Here is a 12,111-nt window from a genome sequence, read left to right as displayed (position 1 = left end):
ATCACAAAAAAAGCCGCCTTACACAGGTAAGGCGGCTGTTAAACTAAATACTATTTCAGACTAGTAAAGAGTGAATTCTACTCTTCTGTTTTTCTGACGACCAGCAGCCGTTTTATTAGTAGCAATAGGCTGGTTTGGACCATAACCTGTAGCTTCAATACGTGAAGCATTTGCACCTTGTGAAACTAAATAAGCCTTAACCGATTCTGCTCTTGCTTTCGATAAACGTAAGTTTAAAGCCATTGAACCTGTATTATCTGTATGACCAGCTAATTTCAAGCTAAAGTTTTTCTCTACTAATAAAGCAGCAACTCTATTTAAAGTAGCATAAGATTTAGAGCGGATGGTTGCTTTACCTAAATCAAATTCTAAGTTTCTGATCGCTTCATCCACTACCTTACGGTCAGCTTCGGTAATGATCACCTTTTCCTGAACAACTGGTGCAGGAGTTTTTAGAGGACAACCTGAACCGTCAACTACTGTTCCTGAAGGAGTACCTGGACATTTATCCAATTTGTCTGCAACACCATCACCATCTGTATCTTTTAGCAAGTCATTCATTTCAGATCTCAGTCTTGCATTTTCAGCTTTCTGGGCATCCAAATCACCTTTTAAAGCATTAGCTGTTTGTTTAGCCTGTAATGCCTCATCATAAGTTAAAGCAACAGGATTATGCCATGCTAATTGTTTTCCTTTTCCTAAAGCAAACTCTAAACCTCCATAAGCGTATGAATATTTATCGTTTTGTCCACGGTAGAAACCATCAAGATTATCACCATCAACAAAGTTTACAGTCCATCCTAAATCTAAATTGATCTTTTCTGACAATTTAACTTTAGCACCTAAACCTACAGGAATAATTAATTCACTGATTGTCTTATCGCCAGCATAATCTTTTAATCCCGCACCGCCAACTGCAGTTTTAACTTTATAACCAGCTAAACCAGCACCACCAGAAGCATATAATTGCAAAGCACTATTTTTATTGAACATATCAATGTTAAATAAATTCACAACTGCATTTAAACTTCCTGAATAACTAAGATCAGTTTCGAAAGCACTTACAGGGCTTACATTCGGTAAACCGCTTTTCCATTTTTCAGTGTTATCACCTTTTAATTTACCTCGTACTCCGTCTAAACGTAGAGAGAAATATGGTGTAAATTGTTTTTTGATGTAAAGACCATACCCTAAGCTTGATTTATTGTTAGAGAAATCGTTTTTACCACCAAGAGGAGACGTAGGAGTTAAAACCCCAGCATTAACACCAATTGACCATGAAGTCAGCTGATTTGAATTTGTACCTGCTTGATCCTGAGCCTGAACGGAACCTCCTATAAGGAGCGCAGCGAAAGCTACAGGCAGGGTTTTAAATAAATTTTGTTTCATAAAATAAGTATTAAATAATTGTTACAATGTTTAATCATATAATTCATTTCAATACTTAGGCCAATATTTAAAACTGCTTTAAACGACTGTTATTTGAGATTAAGTGTGCAGAATTCTATACAGGCTACCAACCGAGTGACAGATCGTCTCCACGAGGATCAGCACCTCCCTGGTAATAACCCCATTTCGTTTTAAGGATCGCATCCACTCGTCCAATGGGACCTCTTGGTGTAAGAATATAGCCCCTGGACTTCAATCTGGACTGATTCAGACTATCCAAAGCCCCTTCTTCGATATAAACCTCATCTGGCAACCATTGATGATGGAAGCGTTTTGACGTTACCGCCTGCTGCATGTTCTGATCAAATTCAATCACATTTAAAATGGTCTGAAAAACAGACGTTATTATGGTAGAGCCTCCAGGGGTACCTACCACCATAAACAATTTACGATCTTTTTCAATAATAGTAGGTGTCATAGAGCTCAACATTCTTTTTCCAGGTGCAATCGCATTTGCTTCCCCGCCCACAAGTCCATACATGTTAGGCGAACCGGGTTTTACAGAAAAATCATCCATTTCGTTATTCAACAAAAATCCAGCTCCTTTTACCACAACCGCAGCTCCATACGAACCATTTAGCGTTGTCGTAACAGAAACGGCATTTCCCGCTTTATCTACAATAGAAAAATGTGTGGTTTCCTCATGTTCTTTTCCTTTGATGCCCCCTGCTTTGACAACTGCACTGGCAGTTGCCTTTGACCAGCTAAAAGTCTTCATTCGGCTCCTAATGTAATCGTCCTCCATCAACTCCTTTCCGGGAACCGCATAAAAATCAGGGTCACCTAGATGAGTTGCACGGTCAGCATATACCCTCCGTTCTGCTTCCACCATCACCTGCACTGTAGAATCGGCATGATTCCCCCATTTTCTTAAAGGATATGGAGCTACTGATTTGAGCAATTGAATTAAGGCTATACCTCCGCTGGAAGGTGGCGGCATAGTAATGATCCTATAACCTTTATACGTTCCCGTAACTGCATTTCGCCAAACGGCCTGATAATTCTTTAAATCTTCCTTTGTGAGGATACCACCACCACGTTTCATTTCCAGTAACAGGCTATCCGCCACTGCTCCTTCATAAAAACCAGCGCGACCTTTATCGCGGATTTGCTCCAGGGTATTTGCCAGTTCACTTTGTGTCAGCAAATCACCCTTAGCCCATTGCCCCTCTTTAATCAGGGCAGTTCCAAATGGGTTAAACTGAACAAACTTATCACGTAAATCATTCAATTCTGCTGCCTGCCGTGCTGTAATAGCAAATCCCTTTCTGGCCAGCTGAACTGCCGGCTCCAGTAAATCGGCCCATTTCAGTTTTCCATACTTTTCATGTGCAGTGATCATTCCGGCAACAGAGCCTGGAACACCTGCAGCCAATTGTCCATATAAACTCTTGTCTACTATCGGCTGTCCTGTCGAATCAAGATACATATTTCGTGAAGCAGCCGCTCCAGCCTTTTCCCGAAAGTCAAGCGTATTGGTCTCTCCTTCTGCTGAGCGGTAAACCAGAAAACCTCCACCACCAATATTTCCTGCATTGGGATAAACTACCGCCAAAGCAAACTGAACGGCAACGGCTGCATCAACAGCGTTTCCTCCTTTTTTTAAAATATCCAGCCCTACTTTTGACGCATCAGGACTTGCAGATACAACCATTCCGTTACGGTATTCCTCACTATTCTGTTTCCCCAATTGCCCACCTGCACACCCTGAAATCCAGATAGCCGAAACCAGAACAAAACCCATTATCAAGGGAATGAATTTATCCTTTATATCCTTCTGCATCTGCATAAATTTTCTCAATAACGCCTGCATTCTTCTCCAGGATCACTTTTCTTTTTAAACTCAGTTTTGGAGTCAGCTCCCCATCATTGATACTCCATTCTTTTGACAATAGTGCCATACGTTTAACCTGCTCCCATTTCCCGAAATCTTTAACGCTGTAGGCGACAATTTCTTCATATTTTTTTATGACCAAAGGATTTTTGATAATCAGTTCATTGGTAGTATATGGAATACCTTTCTTTCCGCACCAACCCTTCAACGCTTCAAAGGTAGGAACGATTAATGCAGCAGGAAATTTCCTGTTTTCACCAAGCACCATCACCTGCTCTACCAATGGAGATTCTTTTAGTTTATTTTCCAACATTTGTGGAGCAACATATTTTCCACCAGCAGTTTTAAATATTTCTTTTTTTCTATCCGTAATTTTTAAAAACCGTCCTTCCACAAGTTCACCGATATCACCGGTATGAAACCAACCATCAGCATCAATTGCTTCTGCTGTCAGGTCTGGCCGATTATAATAACCCTTCATCACATTGTGTCCACGGGTTAGCACTTCGCCGTCTGGTCCGATTTTAATTTCTACACCTTCAATAGCCGGACCTACCGTTCCAAATCTGGTCTGTCCAAAATAGTTTACAGTAATTACCGGCGAAGTTTCTGTTAAACCATAGCCTTCCATGACCGGCATTCCTGCAGCATAGAAAATCTTAGCCAGACGGGGATTTAAAGCCGCCCCACCTGAGACAATAACTACGATCTCTCCACCCATTGCTGCCTGCCATTTTGAAAACACCAATTTTCGGGCAATCCCTAGTTTAAAGTTATAAAAGGCACCATTATTAAAATCGAATTTCTCGGCTAAAGAAAGAGCCCAGAAAAAGATTCCCTTTTTTACCCCGGTCAATGCCTTTCCTTTTTCTATGATTTTATCGTATACTTTTTCGAGCAGACGGGGAACAGTAGAAAAGCCATTAGGCTTCACAAACTGAATATCGGCAACGATTGTCTCCGTACTTTCTGCATAATAAACAGATGCTCCCTTATACATATGGAGGTATACGATCATCCTTTCAAAAATATGGGATAGCGGAAGAAAACTCAATGCTTTGTGTAATCCAGGAGGAACCAGTACAGAAGAGTACTCAAAATTTTTCACCAGGTTATTGTGCGTCAACATTACACCTTTAGGTGTACCAGTTGTTCCAGAGGTATAGATCAATGTTAAAATATCATCCGGTGTCACTTCTTTTCGATAGGCCTCCAGGTCAATATAAGTATTTTCTTTCCCTGCTTCAACCAATTCTTCCCAGGAAGAAACTCCGGCTATCGGATTAAATGAGTAAATCTTCACAGCTGTATTTAATTCGTCACAAACCGGCTTTACCTTTTTATAAATCTCTTCATCTGCAACAAAAACCACCGTAATTTCGGCATTCTCCATGATAAATTTTATATCATGTTCTGCAAGTGTCGGATATAAAGGAACCTGATAGGCTCCTAACTGCACAATAGCAAAATCAGAAATATTCCATTCCGGCCGGTTATGGGACATCACAGCAACCCTCGAACCTTTCCCTACACCAATACCAACCAACCCCCTGCTCAAGGCATCAACAGCCTCGATAAGATCTTTGGTGCTATACTTTTTCCATTCTCCTTTAATCTTACCACTTATAAACTCCTCTTTCGGAAAATTCTCTAAATTGTATTGAAGTAAATCAAATACTCGTGTAATCGTTACAGCCATAACCGTGATTTTATAATTTGTACCTGGTGTTTCCCAAATCTAATAAATTAAATTCTCTATCAAAACCAATTTAAATATTGGTATGTTTTCTTTCTGTAATAATTAATTGGGAGACGCCAACTACAACTCAGTGGGTAAAAACCCGACATAAATGACTCAGATAAAAGAGTGTAAATTTCCTCTTCAATTTATCGGCACAATAGTTGTTAAGCTAGGAATCATCATTAAAAATTTAATAAAACACAGATTATGAAAAAATTACTTACTATTATTTGTTTAGCCGTGATTGCAACTTTTGCTTTCAATTTAAAGTCAAATGCGCAGGGTTACGATAACGCTATTGGTGGTCGTTTTGGCGCTGCAAATGGGGTTACTTTCAAAACAACACTTGGTGGAAACAAGATGGTAGATATCATTGCCAATTTTAGATCGAACAGTAACTATAACTATTTCCGCGTAACCGGTTTATATGAAATCTATAACCCAATCAGCAATGCAGCCGGATTAAACTGGTATTATGGTGTTGGTGGTACGGTAGGAACGGTTAAATACAAACCAAAAGATCAAAGTGACCTTTATCTAGGTGTTGACGGTGTTTTAGGTCTGGATTATAAATTTGCAGATGCACCGATCAATATTTCATTAGACTGGAAACCAACCATCGGACTTGTTCCGGATACAGATTTTGACGCTTCAGGTGTTGGTCTGTCTTTACGTTATACTTTCTAAATCAGAAAAACTTATAAAAAAGCGGGGTCAGGAAAACAATTTCCTGACCCCGCTTTTTTATGTTTCGCCAGACCTATAGTCCCATCCAACGTTTTCGTACCAACACCTGCGATTCAGTGGCATTGCCTTCAATTTCGGCCACCAGCTTGATATTGGGGCTCGCTTTCAAGGTCAGTTTAATATCTTTCTCAATTCCATCTCTTTTCACTTTCACTGTTACCATATCACCAGGTTTTTTACTTGTAATTACCGGCATGCGCTCCAGCGCAGCCTCAACACCAACTCCATCTACACTGATCACTTCATCATTGACATTCAAACCATCAACCCAAGCCGCAGAATTTCTTGATACGGCAGAAATGATAATCCTGCCTTCGGTTTTTTTAGAAGCCACACCGATATACGGAATATTGTTTCCTTCGTTTTGATTTTTAATGTTGATTCCGGCATATCCAAAATACTTATCATATTCTACAGGATGGGTCCCGTTAACATATTTTGCCCAGAAATCAGTAAAACTCTTACCGCTAATCTTCTCTACCATGGCTTTAAATTCTGCATCAGTATACCCTCTCTTTAAAGTTTTACCCTGCAGGTACATCGCTTTCATCACATCATCCAGACTTTTTACTCCTTTAGTTGCATTTGCAATCTCCAGGTCCATCAATAGTCCTACCACCTCTCCTTTGCTGTAATAAGAAACTCCGGTATTATTAGAATTTTCATTTGGTCTGTAACCTTTAATCCAGGCATCATAACTTGATTCTGCCGCCGACTGCACTTTAGCCCCCGGAGTATTAGAGACATTGGCAACAGCAGTAACGAGGCCATCAACAAAAGCCTTTTGGTCTACAAAACCTGCACGTAACACCAATTTATTCTCGTAATAAGAAGTAAACCCTTCTGCAACCCATAAATTAGTAGTATAGTTCTCATTGTCATAATCAAATGGACCTAAAGCAATCGGACGCATTCTTTTCACATTCCACAAATGAAAATACTCATGCGCAACCAGATTTAAAAACCCAAGATAACCTTCCTCTGTCTGATAGGCGTTTCGGGAGGCCCCTAAAACGGTAGAGTTCAAATGCTCTAAACCACCTCCACCTCTTTCAAAATGATGAACAATAAAAGTATAGTGTTTATTAGGATTTTCCCCATAAATAGCCGTCGCCTGTTCTACAATTTTAGCCATATCAACTTTTAACCGCTCTTTATCATAGTTACCGCCGTACATCGCCACCTCATGTTTCACACCTGAGGCCATAAAGTCAAACACATCCTGATTTCCTACTTCGATAGGGCTGTCAAACAAGACGTCAAAATCTGAAGCTGTATAAGTAAAAGGTTGTCCAGCTACAGGTTCCAGTCCGGTAGACACTTTGCTCCATCCTTTAAAAGGGATCACTTTTACTGTGCTTGGCAATTTCAATAATCCATCGGGATACATGAATATTCCTGTACTCGATAGGAAAGCATGCGATTCATCAATGAAGGGGGTGCGTACGGAAACTTCAAAACCATATACCCTGTATTTAATCTTTATGGCATTGGATTTAGCGGAGTAGACTCTCCATGCATTTTTCTTCACTTTTTCAAATTTCACGGGTTTCCCACCCGCAGTGGCGCTAAAATCTTCCACGCTCTTTGCAAACTCACGAACCAGGTAGGACCCCGGTGCCCATACCGGCATTTTCACATCCACATAATCCTTAACCAATCCGGAAATATTCATTTCCATTTCCACATAATGTGCTTGAGGTTCTTTAAAGCTTACCTCGAATCCTACTTTTACCTGCGATCTGGCTGTCATACCTACTGATAGTAATATTACTAATCCTGCAATTGATTTTTTCATTCCTTAATATTATTGTTTTATTTTACCCGATGTTCTCTTCCAATCAAGCCTTTTCCGGATCGAGTTCTGTTTTTTTAGTATCATAATTGTTATATTAACTAATTAAACCAGGCTAAACTTTTCTCTTTCTTTTAAGTCATAGCTTAAAGAAGGCGCTAATTTACTTTTTACGGGCGATAAACAAATGTATAATTTATCTCTTTTCATCATCCTTAAAAAGAATATTAAGCTGTAACATACTTAATACAAGCTACTACAGGCCGTATATTTAAATATTTTTGCACGTTAACTTATCCTATTCACCACATATGAAACTAAGATACATCATCTATACCCTGATCGGTCTGGGCATTGCCTATTTAGTCTATTACCGGATCTCTGCCAATAAAAAGATTGCAGATGAGGGTGCTGGAATGGGGAAAGGAAAAGGTGGTCCTGGAAAGGGTTTACAGGTGAATGGGATTGTTGTTAAAACAGGTGATTTCAGCAATGACCTGGAAGTAACCGGAACATTGGAAGCCAATGAATCAGTAGAGTTGCACAGTGAAGTTTCCGGTCTGGTGACCAGCATCAATTTTAAAGAAGGGTCCAATGTGACTAAAGGCAGTTTGCTCGTTAAAATTAACGACCGCGATATTCAGGCACAATTACAAGATGCTTTAACGAAACAAAAACTCTCGGCAACTAATGAAAATCGTTCCAGACAATTATTAGAAAAAGGAGCAATCAGTCAGGAAGAATATGATACTTCTCTCGCCAATCTTCAATCCCTGAAAGCACAGGCACAACTGATCCGTGCCCAACTGGCAAAGACCTCAATTTTCGCTCCTTTTAGTGGAAAAATAGGACTACGGTCTATATCAGAGGGGGTATACCTAACCCCAGCAGCAGTGATTGCCAATCTATCCAGTATAAACCCTTTAAAAATCAGCTTCTCTGTTCCGGAAAAGTACATCGGACAAATTAAAAACGGATCGGAGGTATCTTTCACAACAGATGGGTATACAAAGACATTTACCGGAAAAGTTTTTGCGATAGAACCTGGAATCAATACCCAAACCCGGACTTTGCAGATCAAAGCCCTTGTGCCTAACCCCAACAATGAACTCTTTCCAGGATCTTTCGCAAAGATCAAACTTGCCCTTACCACAACGAAAGATGCGATCATGATTCCCAATGAGGCCGTTATTCCGGTATTAAAGGGAAAAATAGTCTTCATCAGTAAAAATGGCAAGGCCCAGCAAGTTGAAGTAGAAGCGGGAACGCGGACTGCTGAAAATATTGTCATTACTTCGGGATTGAAAGTAGGTGATACTGTGCTGACGACTGGTGCAATGGCCTTAAAACAGGATGCCCCTGTAAAAGTAACTGTGGTTAAAAATTAAGTTTCCTTTATGAGTATTTCAACCACCAGTATAAAAAGGCCAGTTCTGGCCATCGTAATGAACCTGATGATCCTCCTTTTTGGCGTCATTGGTTATAATTTCCTGGGCGTTAGGGAGTATCCGAATATTGACCCTACGGTCGTTTCCGTAAGGACATCTTATCCGGGCGCAAACTCAGACATCATTGAATCCCAGATTACAGAACCCCTGGAGAAATCCATTAATGGTATTGATGGGATCAGGAATATTTCCTCTTCCAGCAATCAGGGAAGCAGTAACATCACCATAGAATTTAACCTGAATAAGGACATCGATGACGCAGCAAATGATGTACGTGATAAAGTATCACAAGCCGCAAGAAGCCTTCCCAAAGATATTGACGGAAATCCGGTGGTGAGTAAAGCAGATGCCAACTCGGATGCGGTAATCACCATGACCATTCAAAGTGATAAACGCAATGTGATGGAGCTCAGTGATTATGCAGAAAATGTTATTGCAGACCGCCTGCAGACCATCACAGGTGTTAGTACTGTACAGATCCAGGGTCAGCGGAAATATGCAATGAGAATCCGGATTTCACCGGATAAGCTGGCTGCTTATGGGCTAACCTCACAGGATATCGTTACCGCACTTAACAATGAAAATGTGGAACTTCCATCCGGAAAAATTACAGGGGCAAATACAGAGCTGATCGTAAAGACCCTTGGAAAACTGACCAATGAAGAAGAGTTTAACAACCTTATTCTGAAAAATGACACCGATAATGTGGTTCGTTTAAAGGATGTCGGTTATGCAGTGCTCGGTTCAGAAAACGAGGAAACCATATTAAGAGAATCAGGTAAACCCATGGTGGCGGTAGGACTTGTTCCTCAACCGGGGGCAAATTACCTGGACATCTCAAAAGAGTTTGACAAGAGATTTGAACAATTACAGAAAGATGTCCCTAAAGACATTAAGCTAAACATCTCTTTAGATACCACTAAGTTCATTAAAATGTCTGTAACGGAAGTTGCGGAAACCATTATTCTTTCCCTGATCCTGGTGATCCTGATTATTTATTTGTTTTTCAGGGATTGGGCAATTGCCATCAGACCTTTATTGGATATCCCTGTATCATTGATTTTCACCTTCTTTATCATGTACATTTTTGGATTCTCCATCAATGTTTTGTCTTTACTGGCCATCGTTCTGGCCACCGGATTGGTGGTGGATGATGGGATTGTAGTGACCGAAAACATTTTTAAAAAGGTGGAAGAAGGCTACTCCCCATTTGAAGCAGCGATCAAAGGATCTAATGAGATATTTTTCGCAGTGATCTCCATCTCCGTAACGCTGGCAGCAGTATTTTTACCAGTGATCTTTCTGGAGGGATTCGTCGGGCGGCTCTTTCGGGAGTTCGGGATTGTAATTGGCGCCGCCGTGCTCATTTCGGCCTTTGTATCCCTCACCCTGACCCCAATGCTAAATGCTTACCTGATGAAAAAAACAGGGCATGAAAAGTCTAAGTTTTATAACCTTACAGAACCCTATTTTGTTAAATTGAACGACAGTTATGCGGATAACCTGAATAAGTTCCTCAATAAAAAATGGCTATCTATCCCCATTATTCTGGTCTGTGTGGCCATGATCGCATTATTCTGGAAAATTTTACCGAAAGAAACAGCTCCTTATGATGACCGTAGTGCGATCAATATGCGTGTAACCACACCGGAAGGCTCTTCTTTTGCCTATACAGATCGCTTCATGATGAAAATTCAGCAGATGATCAGCGATTCTATTCCGGATACAAAAGTCAATATCACCATTACTTCCCCGGGATTTGGTGGATCAGGATCTACAAATAGTGGGTTTATCCGGATGGGGTTATCCGATCCCGGCGACCGTGGTCTTACTCAGGATCAAATTGCTGCCAAGCTAACGAGGATTACCAGAAGATATACCGAAGGAAAAGTTGTCGTTACCCAGCAACCTACGATTTCTGTAGGCCGAAGGGGCGGGTTACCGGTTAATTACATCATCCAGGCTCAAAACTTTGAGAAACTCAGGGATAAAGTTCCTTTGTTTATGGATGAAGTAGCCAAAGATCCTACTTTCACCACTTCTGATGTGGACCTTAAATTCAATAAACCGGAAATCGATTTAACCATCGACAGAGATAAAGCGAAAAATCTCGGAGTATCAGTATCAGATATAGGAATGGCACTTCAGCTGGGCTTAAGTGGTCAGCGTTTCTCTTATTTCTTTATGAATGGCAAACAATATCAAGTAATCGGGCAATTTGAGATGAACGACCGTAAAGATCCTTTAGACCTGAGCTCTGTTTATGTAAGAAATAACAAAAATGAATTGATTCAGGTAGACAATATGGTGACGGCAAGAGAAAAAAGTAGTCCGCCACAGTTATACAGAAATAACCGTTTTATCTCGGCTACAGTTTCCGCCGGATTGGCACCAGGCAAAAGCATCGGTGAAGGAATTGAAGCCATGGACAGGATTTCAGCTAAGATACTGGATGAATCATTTTCTACAGATCTTGGCGGTGAATCCAGGGATTTCCAGGAAAGTTCTTCCAATACACTATTCGCCTTTGGACTTGCCTTATTGCTGGTATACCTGATCCTTTCTGCACAATTTGAGAGTTTTGTAGATCCTGTGATTATCATTCTCACTGTGCCAATGGCCGTTGCCGGGGCCTTTTTATCACTCTGGCTATTTGGTCAAAGCTGGAATATCTTCAGCCAGATCGGGACGATCATGCTGATCGGACTGGTAACTAAAAATGGAATCTTAATTGTAGAATTCGCCAATCAGCTAAAAGAAACAGGAAAAAGTGTTCATGACGCGATCAGAGAGGCTTCAGTTTCCAGACTCAGGCCAATCCTAATGACCAGTCTGGCCATTGCTATTGGAGCACTTCCAATTGCCATGGCTTTAGGAGCCGCAGCAAAAAGCAGGATGGGAATGGGAATTGTGATCGTTGGCGGAACTTTGTTCGCCCTGATATTAACCCTGTTTGTAATTCCGGCTATTTACTCCTACTGGTCTAAAGAGCACAAAGCAAATACAGAATTAGAACTTTCATTAAAGGCGGCTTTAGCTGAAGAGAGTTCAGAAAAAACAGCACATTAATTCATGATCCAGTTTCAACTCCATATCA

Annotated in this window: 7 protein-coding genes; 3 read left to right on the top strand and 4 right to left on the bottom strand. The window is 40.6% G+C overall.

Annotated elements, in window-relative coordinates:
- Window positions 1-60 precede the first annotated feature (60 nt).
- The 3 genes from BFS30_RS07560 to BFS30_RS07550 form a co-directional block, all read right to left on the bottom strand.
- On the bottom strand, window positions 61-1,389 hold the full coding sequence (locus BFS30_RS07560) for an OmpA family protein (protein ID WP_069378727.1): 1,329 nt from the start codon (window positions 1,387-1,389) through the stop codon (window positions 61-63).
- Window positions 1,390-1,513: 124 nt separating this feature from the next.
- Entirely contained in the window at window positions 1,514-3,232 is a 1,719-nt protein-coding gene (gene ggt, locus BFS30_RS07555; protein ID WP_208603041.1) for a gamma-glutamyltransferase, read from the bottom strand.
- A complete protein-coding gene (locus BFS30_RS07550) occupies window positions 3,210-4,982 on the bottom strand; it encodes an AMP-dependent synthetase/ligase (RefSeq protein WP_069378726.1) in 1,773 nt (590 codons plus the stop codon). Before BFS30_RS07550 ends, ggt begins: the two co-directional genes overlap by 23 nt.
- Before the next feature lie 249 nt (window positions 4,983-5,231).
- Between BFS30_RS07550 and BFS30_RS07545 the strand changes: the two genes are divergently transcribed.
- Window positions 5,232-5,711, top strand: coding sequence for a hypothetical protein (locus tag BFS30_RS07545; protein WP_069378725.1), 480 nt, complete (start codon window positions 5,232-5,234; stop codon window positions 5,709-5,711).
- 73 nt (window positions 5,712-5,784) lie between these two features.
- Here the strand turns inward: BFS30_RS07545 and BFS30_RS07540 are convergent, their stop codons facing one another.
- Entirely contained in the window at window positions 5,785-7,569 is a 1,785-nt protein-coding gene (locus BFS30_RS07540) for a M61 family metallopeptidase (RefSeq protein WP_069378724.1), read from the bottom strand.
- Window positions 7,570-7,877: 308 nt separating this feature from the next.
- On the opposite strand from BFS30_RS07540, the gene BFS30_RS07535 reads away from it, so the two are divergent.
- Window positions 7,878-8,954 carry an efflux RND transporter periplasmic adaptor subunit gene (locus BFS30_RS07535; RefSeq protein ID WP_069378723.1) on the top strand — a complete coding sequence of 359 codons (1,077 nt, stop codon included), beginning with the start codon at window positions 7,878-7,880 and terminating at the stop codon, window positions 8,952-8,954.
- A 9-nt stretch (window positions 8,955-8,963) separates the two neighbouring features.
- Window positions 8,964-12,083: an efflux RND transporter permease subunit gene (locus BFS30_RS07530; RefSeq protein WP_069378722.1), complete on the top strand. Its 3,120-nt coding sequence runs from the start codon at window positions 8,964-8,966 to the stop codon at window positions 12,081-12,083.
- Window positions 12,084-12,111 lie beyond the last annotated feature (28 nt).

Origin of the sequence: Pedobacter steynii, from assembly GCF_001721645.1 — a bacterium.
Classification (GTDB): Bacteria; Bacteroidota; Bacteroidia; order Sphingobacteriales; family Sphingobacteriaceae; genus Pedobacter; species Pedobacter steynii_A.
This window is presented reverse-complemented; position numbering and strand designations above follow the sequence as displayed.

Excerpts from the sequence above, each read along its gene's own strand:
- ggt (WP_208603041.1), bottom strand. The coding sequence starts at position 3,232 with ATGCAGAAGGATATAAAGGATAAATTCATTCCCTTGATAATGGGTTTT.
- BFS30_RS07560 (WP_069378727.1), bottom strand. The coding sequence starts at position 1,389 with ATGAAACAAAATTTATTTAAAACCCTGCCTGTAGCTTTCGCTGCGCTC.
- BFS30_RS07550 (WP_069378726.1), bottom strand. The coding sequence starts at position 4,982 with ATGGCTGTAACGATTACACGAGTATTTGATTTACTTCAATACAATTTA.
- BFS30_RS07535 (WP_069378723.1), top strand. The coding sequence starts at position 7,878 with ATGAAACTAAGATACATCATCTATACCCTGATCGGTCTGGGCATTGCC.
- BFS30_RS07540 (WP_069378724.1), bottom strand. The coding sequence starts at position 7,569 with ATGAAAAAATCAATTGCAGGATTAGTAATATTACTATCAGTAGGTATG.
- BFS30_RS07530 (WP_069378722.1), top strand. The coding sequence starts at position 8,964 with ATGAGTATTTCAACCACCAGTATAAAAAGGCCAGTTCTGGCCATCGTA.
- BFS30_RS07545 (WP_069378725.1), top strand. The coding sequence starts at position 5,232 with ATGAAAAAATTACTTACTATTATTTGTTTAGCCGTGATTGCAACTTTT.